The sequence below is a fragment of the Hydrogenophaga sp. genome (genome assembly GCF_041913525.1).
GTDB lineage: Bacteria > Pseudomonadota > Gammaproteobacteria > Burkholderiales > Burkholderiaceae_C > Hydrogenophaga.
In genome coordinates, this window is the sequence record NZ_JAYSFD010000005.1 from 19359 (window position 1) to 38004 (window position 18646).

General features: G+C 66.4%; 17 protein-coding genes and 2 tRNA genes. 4 read left to right on the forward strand and 15 right to left on the reverse strand.

What is annotated here, in order from left to right; all coding sequences use genetic code 11:
• The first annotated feature begins 1 nt into the window (after window position 1).
• Both prmB and ACE3RQ_RS08140 read left to right on the forward strand, forming a co-directional pair.
• Window positions 2-871: a 50S ribosomal protein L3 N(5)-glutamine methyltransferase gene (prmB, locus tag ACE3RQ_RS08135; protein WP_374521468.1), complete on the forward strand. Its 870-nt coding sequence runs from the start codon at window positions 2-4 to the stop codon at window positions 869-871.
• The gene (locus ACE3RQ_RS08140) at window positions 868-2844 is read left to right on the forward strand and encodes an ATP-binding cassette domain-containing protein (RefSeq protein WP_374521469.1); all 1977 of its coding nucleotides are present in this window, start codon (window positions 868-870) and stop codon (window positions 2842-2844) included. Before prmB ends, ACE3RQ_RS08140 begins: the two co-directional genes overlap by 4 nt.
• A gap of 150 nt (window positions 2845-2994) precedes the next feature.
• On the opposite strand, the gene ACE3RQ_RS08145 is transcribed toward ACE3RQ_RS08140, so the two are convergent.
• The 7 genes from ACE3RQ_RS08145 to tolB form a co-directional block, all read right to left on the reverse strand.
• Window positions 2995-3070: transfer RNA gene (locus ACE3RQ_RS08145), tRNA-Lys, on the reverse strand.
• A 32-nt stretch (window positions 3071-3102) separates the two neighbouring features.
• Window positions 3103-3178: transfer RNA gene (locus tag ACE3RQ_RS08150), tRNA-Lys, on the reverse strand.
• A 47-nt stretch (window positions 3179-3225) separates the two neighbouring features.
• Window positions 3226-4032 (reverse strand): ThiF family adenylyltransferase, encoded by an 807-nt coding sequence (locus ACE3RQ_RS08155; protein ID WP_374521470.1) that lies wholly within the window; start codon window positions 4030-4032, stop codon window positions 3226-3228.
• The gene (locus ACE3RQ_RS08160) at window positions 4029-5141 is read right to left on the reverse strand and encodes a YeeE/YedE family protein (RefSeq protein ID WP_374521471.1); all 1113 of its coding nucleotides are present in this window, start codon (window positions 5139-5141) and stop codon (window positions 4029-4031) included. The genes ACE3RQ_RS08155 and ACE3RQ_RS08160 overlap by 4 nt, the downstream gene beginning before the upstream one ends.
• 54 nt (window positions 5142-5195) lie before the next feature.
• Window positions 5196-5978 (reverse strand): tol-pal system protein YbgF, encoded by a 783-nt coding sequence (gene ybgF, locus ACE3RQ_RS08165; protein WP_374521472.1) that lies wholly within the window; start codon window positions 5976-5978, stop codon window positions 5196-5198.
• Window positions 5979-5983: 5 nt separating this feature from the next.
• Window positions 5984-6556 carry a peptidoglycan-associated lipoprotein Pal gene (gene pal / locus ACE3RQ_RS08170; protein ID WP_374521473.1) on the reverse strand — a complete coding sequence of 191 codons (573 nt, stop codon included), beginning with the start codon at window positions 6554-6556 and terminating at the stop codon, window positions 5984-5986.
• Window positions 6557-6614: 58 nt separating this feature from the next.
• The gene (tolB, locus tag ACE3RQ_RS08175; protein ID WP_374521655.1) at window positions 6615-7895 is read right to left on the reverse strand and encodes a Tol-Pal system beta propeller repeat protein TolB; all 1281 of its coding nucleotides are present in this window, start codon (window positions 7893-7895) and stop codon (window positions 6615-6617) included.
• 223 nt (window positions 7896-8118) lie between these two features.
• Between tolB and msbA the strand changes: the two genes are divergently transcribed.
• On the forward strand, window positions 8119-9918 hold the full coding sequence (msbA, locus tag ACE3RQ_RS08180) for a lipid A export permease/ATP-binding protein MsbA (RefSeq protein ID WP_374521474.1): 1800 nt from the start codon (window positions 8119-8121) through the stop codon (window positions 9916-9918).
• Between the two features lie 10 nt (window positions 9919-9928).
• On the opposite strand, the gene rng is transcribed toward msbA, so the two are convergent.
• The 8 genes from rng to ACE3RQ_RS08220 all read right to left on the reverse strand — a co-directional run bounded on the left by rng (window position 9929) and on the right by ACE3RQ_RS08220 (window position 16977).
• Entirely contained in the window at window positions 9929-11443 is a 1515-nt protein-coding gene (gene rng, locus ACE3RQ_RS08185) for a ribonuclease G (protein WP_374521475.1), read from the reverse strand.
• A 12-nt stretch (window positions 11444-11455) separates the two neighbouring features.
• Complete coding sequence (locus ACE3RQ_RS08190; protein WP_374521476.1) at window positions 11456-12079, reverse strand: nucleoside triphosphate pyrophosphatase; 624 nt, start codon at window positions 12077-12079, stop codon at window positions 11456-11458.
• On the reverse strand, window positions 12076-12543 hold the full coding sequence (rlmH, locus tag ACE3RQ_RS08195) for a 23S rRNA (pseudouridine(1915)-N(3))-methyltransferase RlmH (protein WP_374521477.1): 468 nt from the start codon (window positions 12541-12543) through the stop codon (window positions 12076-12078). Before rlmH ends, ACE3RQ_RS08190 begins: the two co-directional genes overlap by 4 nt.
• Window positions 12540-13298: a ribosome silencing factor gene (gene rsfS, locus ACE3RQ_RS08200; protein WP_374521478.1), complete on the reverse strand. Its 759-nt coding sequence runs from the start codon at window positions 13296-13298 to the stop codon at window positions 12540-12542. The genes rlmH and rsfS overlap by 4 nt, the downstream gene beginning before the upstream one ends.
• A complete protein-coding gene (gene nadD, locus ACE3RQ_RS08205) occupies window positions 13295-13945 on the reverse strand; it encodes a nicotinate (nicotinamide) nucleotide adenylyltransferase (RefSeq protein ID WP_374521479.1) in 651 nt (216 codons plus the stop codon). The genes rsfS and nadD overlap by 4 nt, the downstream gene beginning before the upstream one ends.
• Window positions 13945-14862: an oxygen-dependent coproporphyrinogen oxidase gene (gene hemF, locus ACE3RQ_RS08210; protein ID WP_374521480.1), complete on the reverse strand. Its 918-nt coding sequence runs from the start codon at window positions 14860-14862 to the stop codon at window positions 13945-13947. Before hemF ends, nadD begins: the two co-directional genes overlap by 1 nt.
• Window positions 14863-14980: 118 nt before the next feature.
• Entirely contained in the window at window positions 14981-16255 is a 1275-nt protein-coding gene (gene purD / locus ACE3RQ_RS08215; protein ID WP_374521481.1) for a phosphoribosylamine--glycine ligase, read from the reverse strand.
• The gene (locus ACE3RQ_RS08220) at window positions 16252-16977 is read right to left on the reverse strand and encodes a YebC/PmpR family DNA-binding transcriptional regulator (protein WP_374521482.1); all 726 of its coding nucleotides are present in this window, start codon (window positions 16975-16977) and stop codon (window positions 16252-16254) included. The genes purD and ACE3RQ_RS08220 overlap by 4 nt, the downstream gene beginning before the upstream one ends.
• 81 nt (window positions 16978-17058) lie before the next feature.
• Between ACE3RQ_RS08220 and ACE3RQ_RS08225 the strand changes: the two genes are divergently transcribed.
• A complete protein-coding gene (locus tag ACE3RQ_RS08225; RefSeq protein WP_374521483.1) occupies window positions 17059-18600 on the forward strand; it encodes a helicase HerA-like domain-containing protein in 1542 nt (513 codons plus the stop codon).
• Window positions 18601-18646: the final 46 nt, after the last annotated feature.

Here is an 18646-nt window from a genome sequence, read left to right on the forward strand (position 1 = left end):
CGTGAACCTGCAAGACCTCATCGCCCAGGCCACCGCGCGCCTGGACGCGGCCCAACTCGCCTATGGCCACGGCACCACCAACGCCCACGACGAAGCCGCCTGGCTCGTGCTGTGGCGCCTGGGCCTGCCGCTGGACAGCGACCTTGACGCCCTGGCCCAACGCCCCATCACGCCCGAGAAATCGGCGCAAGTGCTGGCCCTCATCGAGCAGCGCATCAGCAGCCGCGAACCGGCCGCCTACCTCACGAACGAGGCCTGGCTGCAAGGCGTGCCCTTCTACGTGGACCGCCGCGCCATCGTGCCGCGCAGCTTCATTGCCGAGCTGCTGGCCGACGGCAGCATCGACCCCTGGCTGAGCGAACACACCCACGACGTGCTGGACCTGTGCACCGGCAACGGCAGCCTGGCCGTGCTGGCCGCCATGGCCTACCCCGACGTGCAAGTCACCGGGGCTGACCTGAGCCCCGACGCGCTGGCCGTGGCCCGCATCAACGTGGACCGCCACCACCTGCAAGACCGCATCCAGCTGGTGCAGTCCGACGGCCTGCGCCAATGCCCCGGCCCCTGGGACCTGATCCTCTGCAACCCGCCCTACGTGAACGCACAGAGCATGCAGGCCCTGCCGCCCGAGTACCGCGCCGAACCCGAACTGGCCCTGGCCGGCGGCAACGACGGCATGGACTTCGTGCGCCAATTGCTGCACGACGCGCCCGCCTGCCTGCGCCCCGGTGGCGTGCTGGTGCTGGAAATCGGCAACGAGCGCGAGCACTTCGAGACCGCTTTCCCCCAACTGCCGGTGGTGTGGCTGAGCACCAGCGCCGGAGACGACCAGGTACTGCTCGTCACCCGAGAGGACCTGCTTCAACCATGATCACGCTCAAAGACGTGGTGCTGCGACGCGGCACCAAGGTATTGCTCGACGGCGCCAGCGTCGTCATCAACCCTGGTGAAAAAGTCGGCCTGGTCGGCCGCAACGGCGCGGGCAAGTCCAGCCTCTTCCGCCTGCTCGACGGCAACCTGCACGAAGACAAGGGCGAGTTTCATGTGCCAGCCCATTGGCGTATGGCCCAAGTGGCGCAGGACATGCCCGAAACCGACACGCCCGCCACCCAGTTCGTGATCGAGGGCGACGTCACCCTGCTGGCCGCCCAGCAAGAAGTGACCGCCGCCGAGGCCACCGACGATGGTGAACGCATGGCCCACGCCTACATGGCCCTGCACGACGCCGGCGCGCACGACGCCCCGGCCCGCGCGCAGTCCCTCATCCTGGGCCTGGGCTTCCGGCTCGACGAACTCGACAAACCCGTCAACAGCTTCTCGGGCGGTTGGCGCATGCGCCTGCAGCTGGCGCGCGCCCTGATGTGCCCCAGCGAATTGCTGCTGCTCGACGAACCCACCAACCACCTGGACCTGGATGCCCTGGTCTGGCTCGAGGCCTGGCTCAAGCGCTACGACGGCACGCTGCTCGTCATCAGCCACGACCGCGAGTTCCTCGACTCGGTGACCGACGTCACCGTGCACATCGAGCGCGCCAAGCTCAACCGCTACGGCGGCAACTACAGCCGCTTTGAAGACATGCGCGCCGAGCAAATGGCGCTGCAGCAAACCGCGTATGCGCGCCAACAAGAGAAAGTGGCGCACCTGCAAAAGTTCATTGACCGCTTCAAAGCCAAGGCCAGCAAGGCCAAGCAAGCGCAAAGCCGCGTCAAGGCCCTGGAGCGAATGGAACGAATCGGGCCGGTGCTGGCCGAGGCCGAGTTCACTTTCGAATTCAGCGAACCCCAGAACCTGCCCAACCCCATGCTGGCGCTAGAGGCGGTGGACTTCGGTTACCCGCCACGCGAGCCCGGTGGCGTGCCCACCACCATCGTGCGCGGCGTGAGCAAGTCGGTGCTGGCCGGGCAGCGCATCGGCATCCTGGGCGCCAACGGCCAGGGCAAGTCGACCGTGGTCAAGACGATTGCACGCGACCTGATGCCCCTGGCCGGCCAGATCACCGAAGGCAAGGGCCTGAACATCGGCTACTTCGCCCAGCAAGAACTGGACGTGCTGCGCCCCGACGAAACACCGCTGGAACACATGAACCGGCTGGTGAAAGACTGCACCGCGCAAGGCCGCCTCAGCGGCCAGGCCACGCGCGAGCAAGACCTGCGCAACTTCCTGGGCACCTTCAACTTCACTGGTGACCAAGTAAAGCAAGCCGTGGGCAGCATGAGCGGCGGCGAAAAGGCCCGGCTCGTGCTTTGCATGATCGTGTGGCAGCGCCCCAACCTGCTGCTGCTCGACGAACCCACCAACCACCTCGACCTCGCCACCCGCGAGGCACTGTCCGTTGCCCTCAACGAGTTCGAGGGCACGGTGATGCTGGTCAGCCACGACCGCGCCCTGCTGCGCGCCGTGTGCGACGAGTTCTGGCTCGTCTCCAAAGGCGGCATCGCCCCCTTCGACGGCGACCTCGACGACTACCAGCGCTACCTGCTCGATGTGGCCAAACAGGCGCGAGAGGCCCAGCGCGCCGAGCAAAAAGAAGCGCGGGAAGCGCCGGTGCCAGCCGCTGCCCCTGCAGTGCCCCCCGCTGAACAAAAACGCCAGGACGCCCAACGTCGCCAGCAACTCGCCAACCAGCTCAAGCCTCTGCGCAAAGAACTGGAGCAAGTGGACAAGCGCATGGCCGCGCTCAACGCCGAAAAAGCCGCTCTGGAAAATCGCCTGACGCAAGCCCTGGCCCCGGCCGAGATCGCCGAATCGGGCAAGCGCCTCAAGGCCGTGAGCGACGAGCTGGACGAACTGGAAATGCGCTGGCTCGAACTGAGCGAGGCCATCGAGGGTGCGCAAGCCGGGTGACACCGGCACGCAATCAAAAAGGCCTGATCAAAGATCAGGCCTTTTTTGTTGGCCGAGAAATTCAGGCGCTGGGGAGCCCCTGGAACACAAGGGCAGCCAAGCCAGAAAGACAAAAGGGGCCTGACCTTGCGGTCAGACCCCTTCAATCTTTGGTAGGACGTGGCAGGCTCGAACTGCCGACCAACGGATTAAAAGTCCGCTGCTCTACCAACTGAGCTAACGTCCCAACACTTTTTGAACCACCAGACCCGAAGGTTTTGGTGGGGCGTGAGTGACTCGAACACTCGACCTACGGATTAAGAGTCCGCTGCTCTACCAACTGAGCTAACGCCCCCGAAGGGTTCTTGCATCGCGTTGTCCGCGAAGCCTCAAATTATAGCGTCATTTTTTGTGTCTTCCGAGACCCGATGCATTTTTTGTGTCGGCAGCCAATCGATTCATCACCCAGCCCGCGGCACACAAACCGAAGGTGGCCGTGACACTGACCGCCGACCCATAGCCGTGGCAATTCAGGCTGCCGTCCACCGCATCGATCTGGCACGAGGCATCGGGCGGCGCCACGCTTTCTTTGCTGAACACACAACTCACGCCGATGCGGCCGGAGCGAGAAGCGCCGTGGTGTTTGCGCAGGCGGTAGCGAAGCTGGGCCAGCAGCGGGTCATGGGTGGTGTCGGCCAGGTCTGCCACTTCAACCGCCTCGGGCCGTCGCTTGCCACCGGCTGCGCCCACGCTGATGAAGGGCACGCCGTTGGCCATGGCCCAGGCCGCCATCGCGGTCTTAGCGCGCACCTGGTCGCAGGCGTCGATCAAGGCCGAGGGCAGTTGCCCTTGCAACAAGGCGGGCCAGTTGTCGGGGGTGACGAATTCGTCGATCACCTGCACCTCGCACCCGGGATTGAATCCCGCGATGCGTTCGCGCATGGCCTCGGCCTTGGCTTGGCCGAGCGTGGCGTCCAGGGCATGGATCTGGCGGTTGATGTTGGATTCGCCCACGTGGTCGAGATCGATCAGGGTGAGTCGCCCTACCCCGCTGCGGGCCAGGGCCTCGACACTCCACGACCCCACACCACCGATGCCCACCACCACCACGTGCGCATCAAAGATGCGCTGGGCACCAGTCACGCCATACAGTCGCCGCAAGCCGCCGAAGCGGCGCTCGAACACGGCGGGCTCAAGCGCCTGGGTCACTCGCGCTCCAGCAGCCACATCTGGAAGCGGAAACCCAGCAATGCGCCGAGCACGATGCCGACCACGGCCAAGAGGCTGGTGAGGCTGAGGGTGGACAGGCCAGACAAGCCTTGGCCAATGGTGCAGCCCAAGGCGGTGACACCGCCAATGCCCATCAGCAGGCCACCCACCAGGTGCAGGGCCGTGTCTTGCGTGCTGCGGAAGCCTTCCCAGCGGAAGCTGCGGTCCAGCAGCGACGACACGAACGAGCCCACCACCACGCCCACCACCGTGACCACGCCAAAGGTCAGCACCTTTGAGCTGTCGCTGAAGAAGATGAGCCAGTCAATGGTGTAGGCCATGGGGGCGGTGAAGGTGAGCGACTCCATGCGGCCCGAGTTGCTGCCCAGGAAAACGGCGTCCAGCGTTTCGGGGTGTTCGGCAACGAAGCCCAGGCGGCCGCTCACCCACCACATGGCGGCCACGGTCAGGCCGATGCCCAGGCCGGCCAGCAGGTTGTTGGCCTGGCGGAAATCGCGCGAGGCCAAGGCCCAGATCACCAGCGCACCGCCCACCACCAGAGCGCCCACCAAGCCGGCCTGGCCCGCACTCCAACCCAGGCCACTGGACAGCCAGTTGGGCAAGGCGCCACCGGCGGGCAGCTCAAACGCCACACGGTCCACGGTGTTCACGCGCACCACGGCGAACACGCCGCGCAAGGTCATGAAAGCCGCCACACCCATGGCCAAGAACACCACCAAGCCCTTGAGGCTGCCGCCGCCGATGCGCACCAGGGTCTTGCTGCCGCAGCCCGAGCCCAGCACCATGCCGAAGCCAAAGAGCGCACCGCCCACCAGGGCCGAGAGCCACACGATGCGTGCGGCGGTATAGAAAGATTGTTTGGGGTCGATCCAGCCCAGTGCGGCCATGCCATAGAAGCCAATGGCCGCCACGCCCACGGCCATGGCCCACATGCGCATGCGGGTCCAGTCGCCCATGTTGACGATGTCGCTGATGGCGCCCATGGTGCAGAAATGGGTGCGTTGGGCGATGAAGCCGAAGACGGCGGCCACTGCGAAGGCCGCCCAGAGCACTTGGCTGTGCAGAGCGTTGAATTGGGCGAGTTCCATGGGCCGCGATTGTAGAAGGCCCGTCACCCCAGGCCCCAGGCTGGGGCCTCTGCGTCAACGCAGTCGGGTGAGGCGCTCGCGTGCGGCCACGGCCGCTTCCGATTGCGGGTATTTCTTCACCACGTCTTCCAGCGTGCGCCGGGCAGACTTGGTGTCCTTAAGCTCGACCTGGCTGTTCGCCAGGGCCAGCATGGCCTCGGGCGTGCGCGGGTGCTGCGGAAACTCGGTGACCATGCGCTGGTGCGTGGCCACGGCGTCTTTGTAGGCGCGGCTGGCGTACTGGGCATTGCCCTGCCAGTACAGCGCGGACGCGGTGTACCCGCTGCTGGGGTAGCGGCGCAGGAAGGCGGTGAAGGCGGTCGTGGAGGCGTCGAACTGCGACTTGCGCAGCGCGTCCATGGCGGCGTCGAAGTCGCGCTTTTCGGCCGGCTGTGCGGTGAATGCCTGGCCATCGAGTTCGACCTTGATCGGTTCGACCTGGCGCAGGCGTTCGTCAATGCCGGTCTGCACGTCTTTCTGGGCGCGCTGCAGTTCGGAGACTTCGCGCGCCAGTTGTTCGTTTTGCCCACGCAGTCGCGCGATTTCGCCGCGCAGTTGCTCGATCTGGTTCGCCAGGTCCAGCAGGCTGCGCCGCGTGGCCGCGTCGTTCTCGCGCGAGTCATTGGCCGCTGCCTCAGCGGCCTGGCGGTTGGCGTCTACCTTCTGGCGCAGCTCGACGATGGCCTTGCGTGCCTCATCGTCACCAAACAGGGCATGGGCCTGCAAGGGCCACAGGGCGGACAAGGCCAGTGCGCCAGAGACGGCCAACGAAGCGAGCGAGCGGGACGGCGTGGGCATGTTCATCAGCGGTAGGTCAGTTCAACGCGGCGGTTCTTGGACCAGGCGGCTTCGTCGCCCCCCACTTGCGCGGGCTTCTCTTCACCAAAGCTCACGGCTTCCATCTGGGCTTCGCCCACGCCCAGCAGCGAGAGCGAACGGCGCACGGCCTCGGCGCGCTTCTGGCCCAGGGCCAGGTTGTATTCACGGCCACCGCGCTCGTCGGTGTGGCCTTCCAGGTTCACGCGGGCGCTGGGGTTGGCCTTCAGGTAACGGGCGTTGGCTTCCAGGGTGCCGGCGAATTCTTGCTTGACCTCGAAGCTGTCGTAGTCGAAGTACACGATGCGCTGCATGGCTTGCGGCTGGTTGCCGTTGGTACCGGGCACCTGCACGCCGGCCACGCCACGCTGGTCCACCCCACTGCCCTGGCCACCGGGGCCGCCAGCACCATTGGCGGCGGTACCGGTGCGGTCGACCACGGGCACATCGTCGAGCTTGACGTTGGAGCCGCAAGCGGCCAGCAAGGCAGCGGAAAGAACGGCAGCCACCACGCCGACGCGGCGAGTGGTGAAGAGGGTCGAAACAGAGTTGAGGCTCATGATGGTTGAGGGAGTGAGGTGAACGAGAGGAGAACAACAACAGAAAACGGGCGCAGCGTCAGCGCAGGAAGGGCCCCCATTCGGGCTCCCGGATGTCGCCCTGCGAACCCGCCAGGCGGGTCTTGATGCGGCCGTCCACCGTGGTGGTCATGAGCGCCTCGCTGCCCTTGTCGCGGGTGGCGTAGATGATCATGCGGCTGTTGGGCGAGAAGCTGGGGCTTTCGTCGGCGCTGGAATCCGTGAGCGCGCTCACGGTGCCACTGGCCAGGTCCATCACGTGCAGGCGGAAGGCCCCGTTGATGCGAGAGATGAAAGCCAACCAACGGCCATCGGGGCTGGGCGCCGGCGAGATGTTGTAGTTGCCGTTGAACGTGAGGCGCTGGGGGCTGCCGCCGCTGGCGGGCATGCGGTAAATCTGCGGTGAGCCGCCACGGTCGCTCACGAAGAAGATGCTCTTGCCGTCGGCGCTGAACACCGGCTCGGTGTCAATGCTGCCGCTCTGGGTGAGGCGCCGGGGATCACCGCCGTTGGCGTCCATGGCGTAGATCTGGGCATTGCCCGAGAGCGACAGCGTGGCCACCAGGGTGCGGCCGTCAGGCGACCAGGTGGGCGCGCTGTTGGAGCCCTTGAAGTTGGCCAGCAGGCGGCGTCGGCCCGTGGCCACGTCGTGGGCGTAGATCACCGGCTTGCGTGCCTCGAAAGACACGTAGGCCAGTTGTGCACCACCGGGCGCCCAACTGGGGGAAATGATGGGCTCGGGGCTGGTGAGCGCGGCGCGGGCGTTGAAGCCGTCGGCATCGGCCACCCACAGGTTGTAGCGGGCACCGCCCTTGGTCACGTAAGCGATGCGGGTGGAGAACACGCCCTTCTCGCCGGTGAGCTTCTCGTAGATGTAGTCGGCGATGCGGTGAGCGGCCAGGCGCAGGTCGGTGCCGGGCACCGGGTAGCTCAGGCCACCCAGGTCTTGGGCACGAACCACGTCCCACAGGCGAAAGCGCACATCGAAACGGCCGTCGGCCAGGCGCATCACGCTGCCGGTGAGCAGCGAGTCGGCACCACGGTCGCGCCAAGGGCCCAGGTCAGGCCGGGAGGTTTCGTCCAGACCGCCGGTGATGGGCTCGACAAAGCGGAACTGACCACTGCGCTCCAGGTCGGCACGAACGATGGCGGCGATGTTCTCGCTTGCCACGTCGTTGCCCCGGAAGCTGACGGCAGAAAACGGGAACTGCGTCAGGCCCACGCCCGCCACTTCCACGCGGAACTGCGCGTGGGCAGTGCCGAAGGGCATGGACAGCAGGGGGAGGGAAGACACCAAGCCAAGCGCGCGACGGCGCGGCATCCGGACAGACGGATCGGAGAAGGTCAAGTCGGGCATCCTGAGAGTGTCGTTGTGCCAGAAATAGGGACCAGGGCGGTCCGGCACGACCGGCCGATAATACCGGACGCGCCGGGCAGGCTCGTGACAAGATGTGATCGCAAGGCCCGGCTCACCCCAGCTTTTTCATGGATCGCCGTGCACCCAAAGGGTTCCCGCGACCGCCAGGCATCAGGACACCACGCTTTTGACCAACGCCCCAACGCCCCAACCGCCCCTGGGTGGCACGCTCTCTCAGCGCCTGCGGCGCGTGTGGCCGTATTTCCGCGGCGCCAAAACCGGCATCGTGCTGGCCGCCCTGGCCACGCTGGTGGGGGCCCTCACCGAGCCGGCCATTCCCGCGCTGCTGCAAGGCCTGCTGGACAAAGGTTTCTCTGCTGGCCAAGTGCCACTGTGGATGGTGCCGGTGGCGCTGATGGGCTTGTTTGGCATTCGCGGCATCGCCACTTTCGTGGCGCAGTACGCCCTTTCCTACACCGCCAGCCTGGGCATGCTCAACCTGCGCCGGGCCATGTTCGCCAAGCTCAATGAAGCGCGCATGACGCTGTTTGCCGACCAAAGCGCCAGCAAGCTCTCCAACACCCTGGTGTACGAGGTGCAGAACGGCTCGCAGATGCTGGTGTCGGCCTTCCTCACCCTGGCCAAGGACAGCCTGACCGTGGTCGCCCTCCTCGGCTACCTGCTCTACCTCAACTGGAAACTCACGCTGATCGTGCTGGCCGTGTTTCCGGGGCTGGTGCTCATCATGCGGGTGCTCTCGCGCCGGCTCTACAAGCTCACCCGCGCCAGCCAGCAGGCCACGGACGAGCTGGCCTACGTGGTGGAAGAAAACGCCCTGGCCCACCGCATGATTCGCCTGCACGGCGCACAAGAGCGCCAGGCGCAGCGCTTTGACCACCTCAGCGTGGCACTGCGCCGGCTGGCCCTGAAATCCACCATCGCCATGGCGGCCATGACGCCACTCACGCAGATGCTGGCCGCCGCCGCCCTGTCGGCGGTGATCGCGGTGGCGCTGTGGCAGAGCAGCAGCAGCGGCGTGACCGTGGGCAACTTCGTCGGCTTCGTGACGGCGATGCTCATGCTCATCACGCCCATACGACACCTGGCCGAGATCAGTGGTCCCATCACCCGGGGTCTGGCGGCCCTGGAGCGCGGCCTGGAACTCATCGAGACCACGCCTGTTGAAAGCAGCGGCGCGCACCGCGCCGAGCGTGTGGCGGGCGCGATTGCGCTCCAAGACGTGTGGGTGCGCTACCCCAGCAAGGGCGGCGGCAACGAGCAGGGGCATCACAGCCTGGCCTTGCGTGGCGTGAGCCTGGACATCCGCCCTGGCGAAGTGGTGGCTTTCGTGGGGCCCTCAGGGTCTGGCAAAACCACCCTGGTCAACCTGCTGCCGCGTTTTGTCGCCTTGGAGCGCGGCCAGGTCTTGCTGGACGGTGTTCCCTTGGCCGAATGGGAGCTGAGCTGCTTGCGTCGCCAATTCGCCATGGTGAGCCAAGACGTGGTGATGCTCAATGACAGCCTGGCCGCCAACGTGGCCCTGGGCGAAGCCGATGGCCAGATTGACGAGGCCCGGGTAACGGCCGCCCTGCGCTCGGCCAACCTGGGCGACCTGCTGGAGCGGCTGCCCGCCGGCATTCACAGCACCGTGGGCCACAACGCGGCCGAGCTGTCCGGGGGCCAGCGCCAGCGCCTGGCGATTGCACGGGCCATCTACAAGAACGCGCCCATCCTCATCCTGGACGAGGCCACCTCGGCGCTGGACAACGAATCCGAACGCCTGGTTCAAGAAGCCCTGAGCCGGCTGATGCAAGGCAGAACCACGCTGGTCATCGCCCACCGGCTTTCCACCATCGAGCACGCCGACCGGGTGGTGGTGCTGGCAGAGGGCCGCATCGTGGAGCAAGGCACACACGCCCACCTGGTGCGGGCCGATGGGCTCTATGCCCGCCTGCACGCGCAGGGCGTGGGCGGCAGCCCCGCCTGACGACTCAGGCTCAGAGCAGCACGATGTCGTACTGCTCTTGCGTCATGGTGTTCTCGCTCTGCAGCGAGATGGGCTTGCCGATGAAGTCTGAGAGGCCGGCCAGGTGTTGGCGCTCTTCGTCCAGAAACAACTCCACCACCTTGGGCGACGCCACTACGCGGAATTCGCGCGGGCTGAAGGCGCGGGCCTCGCGCAAGATCTCACGCAGGATGTCGTAGCACACGCTGCGCGCGGTCTTCACCGTGCCCTTGCCGGCACAGGCGTCGCAGGGCTCGCTCAGCACATGCGCCAGTGACTCGCGGGTGCGCTTGCGCGTCATCTCCACCAGGCCGAGCTGCGAGAAGCCGCCGATCATGGTCTTCACGCGGTCCCGAGCGAGTTGCTTGCGGAACTCGGTGAGCACCGCCTCGCGGTGGTCATCACGGACCATGTCGATGAAGTCCACGATGATGATGCCGCCGAGGTTGCGCAACCGAAGCTGCCGCGCGATGGCCTGCGCGGCCTCCAGGTTGGTGCGGAACACCGTGTCGTCGAAATTGCGCGCCCCCACAAAGCCGCCCGTGTTCACGTCCACCGTGGTCAGGGCTTCGGTCTGGTCGATCACCAGGTAACCGCCCGATTTCAGGTCCACCCGCCGGCTGAGGGCACGGGCGATCTCTTCGTCGATGTTGTACAGGTCAAAGATGGGGCGCTCGCCACTGTAGTGCTGCAGCTTGGCCACCGTGTCGGGCATGTACTCGGCCGCAAAGGCGGTGAGAAGCGCGTGCTGCTCGCGCGAGTCGATGCGGATGGACTGGGTCTGCGCGCCCACCAGGTCGCGCAGCACGCGCTGCATCAGGTTCAGGTCTTCGTGCAGCAGCGTGGCCGGCGGCTGGCGCGAGGCGGCCTCTTTGATGCGCAGCCAGGTCTTGCGCAGGTAGGCCACGTCTTCGGTCAGCTCTTCGTCGCTGGCGTCTTCGGCATTGGTGCGCAGGATGAAGCCGCCGGTGGCCGAGCCATCGGTGGTGGCCGCGATGCGCAACACGCGTTGGCGCAGCGCCTCGCGCTGGGCAGGCGGAATCTTCTGCGACACGCCGATGTGGTTGTCCTGCGGCAAAAACACCAGCAAGCGCCCGGCGATGCTGATCTGCGCCGTCAGGCGCGCGCCCTTGGTCCCGATCGGGTCTTTGAGCACCTGCACCATCAGGGCCTGGCCCTCGAAGATCTGTTTCTCGATGGGCAGCACCGGGTTGGGCGCCAGCACCGGCGCCGCACCATCGGCGGCTGAGGTTCGGGGCGCGGCGTGCTTGGCCTGGATGTTGGGCATCAGGTCGGCCACGTGCAGAAAGGCGGCGCGGTCCAGGCCGATGTCAATAAAGGCCGACTGCATGCCCGGCAGCACACGCGAGACCTTGCCCAGGTAGATGTTGCCCACCAGGCCTCGCTCCAGCGTGCGCTCCAGGTGCACCTCTTGCACGGCACCCTGCTCCACCACCGCCACCCGTGTCTCCTGCGGCGACCAATTGATCAAGATGTCCTGGCTCATGGGGTGTGCCCGTCAAATTAGTTCGATGCCCGCCTGCCGCAGCAGTTGGGCGGTCTCGAAGGCTGGAAGGCCCACGATGCCAGGGTAGCTGCCGGTGATGCGGCTCACCCAAAGGGCCGCCTGTCCCTGGATGGCATAGGCACCCGCTTTGCCCATGGGTTCACCGCTGTCCACATAGCGGCGGATTTGCGCGGCGGTGAGCGGGGCAAACGTCACGGTGGACGCCGACAAGGCGGTCCAGCAGCGTTGGCCACGCGCCATCGGCTTGCCCACCGCCACGGCGGTGAGCACGCGGTGCGTGCGGCCAGACAGCTCGGTGAGCATGGCGCGGGCCTCTGCCGCATCGGCCGGTTTGCCCAGGATGCGTCGGCCAATCGCCACCGTGGTGTCGGCGCAAAGCACCGGCGCGGGCGGCAGGCCACGCTGCTTGAGCCTGGCCAAGGCCGCCTGCAGTTTCAAGTCGGTGACGCGGCGCACGTAGGCGGCCGGGGCTTCGCCGGGCAGCACCACCTCCAGCGCCTCGGCGTCCTCCTCGGGCGCAGGCAACAAGGGCTCGCAGCGCAGGCCCCATTGCTCCAGCAACTGGCGTCGGCGCGGGCTTTGGGAGGCCAGGTAGATGAAATCGGAATCGCTCATTCGCGGTGATAGGGGTGGTGGGCGTTGATGGACCACGCCCGGTACAACTGCTCGATCAGCAGCACGCGCACCATGGCGTGCGGCAGGGTGAGGTCGGACAGGCGGATGCGCTGTTGGGCCGCGGCGCGCAGGGCCGGGTCAAGCCCGTCGGGGCCGCCGATGATGAGGGCCACGTCGTCGCCACCGTGTTGCCACTGGGTGAGCTGCTGCGCCAGGGCCTGCGTGGTCAGCGCGGTGCCGCGCTCGTCCAGCACCACCACACGGCAACCCTTGGGCAGGGCCGCCTCGATGCGCTCGCGCTCGGCCGCCATGAGCGTCTCGCGGGTCTTGCTGCCGCGCGGTTCGGTCTTGACGGTTTTGAGCTCGACCCGCAGGTCAGGGGGAAAGCGCTTGGCGTAATCGTCGTAGGCGGTCTGGGCCCAGTCGGGCACCTTCTGCCCGACCGCGACGATCACGAGCTTCATGCCTTGGCTTTGCTGGCCTTGGCGGCGGGCTTCTTGGCTGCCGGTTTGGCGGCGGCCTTGGCGACCGGTTTGGCGCTGGTCTTCTTGGCCGCGGGTTTCTTGGCGGTGGGTTTGTTCACCACCAGCTTGGGCAGGTCAGCCTTGGGCTTGCTGGCCGAGGTCTTGCGCGCAGGCGCCTTCTTGGCGGCGGTGCCCGACTTGGCCGAGGCCTTGCCAGCGGCCGTCTTGGTGGCAGGCGCCTTCTTCGCGGGAGCCGACTTGGCCGCGGCGGCCTTGGCGGTCTTGCGGATCACGGCCTTGGCCGGCACAGCGGCGGCCTCTGCGCCACCCTCGTCCTTCTTGGTCGATTTCTTGGCCGTGGCCTTCTTGGCGGCGGCCGCCTTCTCTGCGCCCAGCTTCAGGCGAACGGGCTTGGCACCCCAGATCTCTTCGAGGCGGTAGTACTGGCGAATCACGGGTTGCATCACGTGGGCCACGGCCTGACCGCAGTCCACGATGATCCACTCGCCGTTCTCTTCGCCCTCAATGCGAGGCTTGTCGAAACCCGCATCCTTCACAGCGTCGCGCACGCTGGCCGCCAGGGCTTTGGTCTGCCGGTTGGAGGTGCCGCTGGCGATGATCACGCGCTCGAACAAAGGCGACATCTCTTCGGTGTTGAACACCACGATGTCTTGCCCCTTCACGTCCTCCAGCCCGTCGATGATGGCGCGCTGCAGTTTCTGGATGTCTTTTTTGACGGTGGTTTCGCTGGTCATGTAGGGGTTTGGTAAAGGTGGTGTTGCGAAATATAGCTTGCGACCGATGGCGGCACCAGCACATCCAGCCCGTCGGCCGGCGCACCGGCAGACTGGGCGAGGCGCGCACGAACCGCTGTGGCGCTGACGGCTTGAAGTGGCATCACCAGGCGCCGGAACGGCAGATCAACCTGAGACAGGTCGGTTTCCTCGGGCGGCGCCATCAGCGCATCGGCGCCGATGTGGGCGGGACGGTTGGCCACGGCCAAGGTGGCGAGATCCACCACCTCTTGCCACCGCACCCAGGTTTTAAAGGCCAGCAACTGGTCGGCACCGAGCACCAGGAACAGTTCGGCCTGTGGGTATTCGCCCCGCAACTCAGCCAGGGTATCCGCGGTGTAACTGGGGCCGGCGCGGTGAATTTCCCGCTCGTCGATCACTGCGCCGGGCAAGTCGCCGAACGCCAGGCGGCACATGGCCACGCGGTGCTCGGCCGGCGACAAGGTGCGGGATTTGTGCCACGCCATGCCAGTGGGCAAGACGTGCAGCCGGTCCAACGCGAGTTGCTGCAGCGCCGCCTCGGCCAACGCCCGGTGGGCGCCGTGGGGCGGATCAAAAGCGCCGCCAAACATGCCAATGCGCCGCGGCGCTTGCGCGTCGTCGCCCATCAGACCCAATCCCGGCGCACCAGGAACTCGCGGTATAAGCGGTCTTCGGGCGTGCCGGGCTTCGTCTGGCGGTTGTAGGCCCAGCTCACCAGCGGCGGCATCGACAACAGAATGGATTCCGAGCGCCCGCCCGACTGAAGGCCGAAGTGCGTGCCCCGGTCCCAAACCAGGTTGAACTCGACGTAGCGGCCACGGCGGTAAAGCTGGAAGCTGCGCTCACGCTCGCCGAATGGCGTGTGCTTGCGGCGATCGACGATGGGCAGGTAGGCGTCAAGAAAAGCATCGCCTACCGCACTGGTCATGGCAAAACTGCCGTCAAAGCCCAACTCGCTGAAGTCGTCGTAAAACACGCCGCCGATGCCGCGCTGCTCGTCGCGGTGCTTCAAGTAAAAGTACTCGTCGCACCAGGTTTTGAAGCGCGGGTACTTGTCCACCCCGAACGGATCGAGCGCGGTCTTGCAGGTCTGGTGGAAATGCACCGCGTCTTCTTCAAAGGGGTAGTAGGGGGTGAGGTCCATGCCACCACCGAACCAGTAAACCGGCTCTTGCCCGGCCGGTTTAGCGGCGATCATGCGCACGTTCATGTGCACCGTGGGCACATACGGGTTCTGCGGGTGGAACACCAGCGAGACACCCATGGCCTCGAAAGGCGCACCGGCCAACTCCGGGCGGTGCTGCGTGGCCGAGGGCGGCAGTTGCGGCCCCTTCACATGGGAGAAGCCGCAACCGGCGCGCTCGAAAATGGCGCCCCCCTCCAGAATCTGCGTAATGCCCGAGCCTTGCAGGCGCTCGCCTGCCGGCTTGGTCCATGCGTCGACCACGAACTGGCCGCCGTCCACCTGGGACACGGCGCTGGTGATGCGATCCTGCAAGTCGGTGAGGTATTCCCTGACCAGGTCGGTGTTGTCGATGTCCATGAAGTCTCACCCTATCGGCATGTGGGGCCGCCGACAAGCGTGGCGGCCCTGAACCGGGCCCTGCCAAGGCAAGCCCGTCCCAATGGTTGGCGGTGAAGTGGCCCGGCGGCGCAGGCGTTCAAAGCGCGCGGTAACCGATGTCGCGGCGGCACTGCATGCCATCGAAGCGAATGGCGTCCACCACTTCGTAGGCCCGGCGCTGCGCCGCGGCCACGTTGTCGGCCAGCGCGGTCACGCACAACACACGCCCGCCCGACACCACCACCGAGCCGTCCTGGTCTGCCGTGCCCGCATGGAACACCACGCGGTCGGCCTCGTCGGCGGGCAAGCCGGTGATGGCGTCGCCCTTGCGGGGAGTCAGGGGATAACCGTGCGCCGCCATCACCACGCCCAGCGCCACGCGCGGGTCCCAATCGAGTTGCACGCGATCGAGTTCGCCACGGGTGGCGGCCAGCAGCACCTGAGCAAAGTTGCTGCGCAGGCGCATCATGATCGGCTGGGTTTCCGGGTCGCCCATGCGGCAGTTGAATTCCAGCGTCTTAACCGCGCCGTCGCGGGTGATCATGAGACCAGCGTACAGGAAGCCGGTGTAGGGGATGCCATCGGCCTTCATGCCTCGCATGGTGGGCAGGATCACCTCTTCCATGGCGCGCTGGTGCACGGCCGGCGTCACCACTGGCGCGGGCGAATACGCGCCCATGCCGCCCGTGTTGGGGCCTTGATCGGCGTCGAGCAGGCGCTTGTGGTCCTGGCTGGTGGCCAGGGCCAGGGCGTGCTCGCCGTCGCACAGCACGATGAAGCTGGCTTCTTCGCCTTCCAGGAATTCCTCGATCACCACGCGGGCGCCGCCCTCGTTGTGGGCCACGCCCAGCTTGTTGTCGAGCAGCATGAAGTCAATGGCTTCGTGGGCTTCGGCCAGCGTCATGGCCACGACCACGCCCTTACCAGCGGCCAGGCCGTCGGCCTTCACCACGATGGGGGCACCCTTGGCGTCCACGTAGGCATGGGCCTGCTGCGGGTCGGTGAAGGTCTCGTACTCGGCCGTGGGGATGCCGTGGCGTTTCATGAAGGCCTTGGAGAAGGCCTTGGAGCTTTCCAGCTGCGCGGCGGCCTGGGTCGGCCCGAAGATGGCCAGCCCATGGGCGCGGAACTCGTCCACCACACCTGCGGCCAGCGGCGCCTCTGGCCCCACCACGGTCAGCGCAACGCCTTCGCGCTGTGCCCACTCGCGCAGCGCCACCTTGTCGGTGATGGGCAGGTTCACCAGTTGCGCATCGCGTGCGGTGCCGGCGTTGCCGGGCGCAACGAACACCTGGCTGACGCCTTCCGATTGCTTCAGGCGCCAGGCCAAAGCGTGCTCGCGGCCACCGCCGCCAATGACTAGAACCTTCATTCGTTGATCTCGGCGTTGTGGAACACGTTTTGCACGTCGTCCAGGTCTTCCAGCACGTCCAGCAGCTTTTGCATGCGGGCCGCGTCGTCGCCCGACAGGGCGATGGTGTTTTCGGCGCGCATGGTCACCTCGGCCAGCTCGGGCTTGAGGCCAGCGGCCTCCAGCGCGTTCTTCACGGCCTCAAAGTCGCCGGGCGCGGTCAGCACCTCAATGGCGCCTTCCTCGTCGGTGATCACGTCTTCGGCGCCCGCTTCCAGCGCCACTTCCATCACTTTGTCTTCGCTGGTGCCCGGGGCAAAAACCAACTGACCGCAGTGCTTGAACTGAAACGACACCGAGCCTTCGGTGCCCAGGTTGCCACCGTGCTTGCTGAGTGCATGCCGCACCTCGGCCACGGTGCGCACGCGGTTGTCCGTCATGGTGTCAATGATCACCGCGGCCCCGCCGATGCCGTAACCCTCGTAGCGAATCTCTTCCAGCGTGAGCCCCTCCAGCGTGCCGGAGGCCTTGTCCACGTTGTACTTGATGCGATCGGCCGGCATGTTGGCGGCCTTGGCCTTTTCGATGGCCAGGCGCAGGCGCGGGTTCATCGCCGGATCGCCGCCACCCTGGCGAGCCGCCACGGTGATTTCACGAATGACCCGGGTCCAGATCTTTCCGCGCTTCTCGTCCTGACGGCCCTTGCGGTGTTGAATGTTCGCCCATTTGCTGTGTCCGGCCACGAATTTGTCCTTTTGCCTGTTAGGCTTTGATCTGAACGTAACCCGCGATTTTACGATTCCACCGACAGCGAGGATTCCGCCATGGCACAAGCGATGCCAATCGCCCTGAACGCAAGCACCACCTGCGAACTTCTGCCCGCCTTGGCCAACCGCCACGGCCTCATCACCGGGGCCACTGGCACCGGCAAGACCGTTACCCTCCAGCGCCTGGCCGAGCAGTTCTCTCGTCAAGGCGTGCCGGTCTTCCTGGCCGACATCAAAGGCGACCTCACCGGCATCAGCCAGACCGGCCAGATCGGCGCCAAGCTGGCGGCGGTGCTCAATGAACGTGGCGTGCCCCTGCCCGACCCGGTGGCCTGCCCCACCACCCTGTGGGACGTGTTCGGCGAACAAGGCCACCCGGTGCGCGCCACCGTGAGCGACATGGGCCCGCTGCTGCTGGCGCGCATGCTCAACCTCAACGACACGCAGGCAGGCGTGCTCAACCTGGTCTTCAAGATCGCCGACGACAACGGTCTGCTGCTGCTCGACATGAAGGACCTGCGGGCGTTGCTGCAGCACGTGGGCGACAACGCCAAGCAGTTCACCACCGAGTACGGCAACATCAGCGCCGCCTCCGTTGGCGCCATCCAGCGCGGGCTGCTGCAAATCGAGCAGCAAGGCGGCGACCGCTTCTTCGGCGAGCCCATGCTCGACATCCAGGACTTCATGCAAACCGTCGACGGCATGGGGGTGATCAACATCCTGGCCGCCGACAAGCTGCTGAACTCCCCCCGGCTGTACGCCACCTTCTTGTTGTGGATGCTGTCCGAGCTGTTCGAAACCCTCCCGGAAATTGGCGACCCCGACAAGCCCAAGCTGGTGTTCTTCTTCGATGAGGCCCACTTGCTGTTCGACGAGGCGCCCAAGGTGCTGGTGGAGCGCATAGAGCTGGTGGTGCGCCTGGTGCGCTCCAAGGGCGTGGGCGTGTACTTCGTCACCCAGAACCCGCTGGACATCCCCGACAGCGTGCTCGGCCAGCTGGGCAATCGCGTGCAGCACGCGCTGCGCGCCTTCACGCCGCGCGACCAGAAAGCCGTCAAAGCCACCGCCGAGACCATGCGCCCCAAGGCTGGCCTCAACATCGAAGCCGCCATCACCGAACTGGCGGTGGGCGAGGCCCTGGTGAGCCTGCTGGACGCCAAGGGCCGGCCCACCGAAACCGAACGCGCCTATGTGATCCCGCCGGGCAGCCAGATTGGCCCCATCACGCCCGAGCAACGCCAACAACTGCTGCGCGATTCGCTGGTGGCCGGCACCTACGAAAAGGTGCTGGACCGTGAAAGCGCGTACGAGGTGCTGCAGGCCCACGCCGGCAAGCGCCAGACCAGCGAACCGGAGGCTGAGGGCCAGCCCAAGACCCCACGCGTGCCCGGCGCCACGGCGCCGCAGACCGAAGAAGGCGGCATCGGCAGCATGATCAACGAGGCCCTGTTTGGCCGTACCGGCCCGCGCGGCGGCCAATACGATGGACTGGTGCAAACCATGGCCAAAACGGCGGCCCGCACCGTGGCCAGCAACCTGGGGCGCCAGTTGGTGCGCGGCGTGTTGGGCGGTCTGCTCGGCGGCAGCAAGCGCCGCTGAACGCCTGCAAGAAGGGCCTTGCGCCCAACAGCAAAAAGCCCGGCAG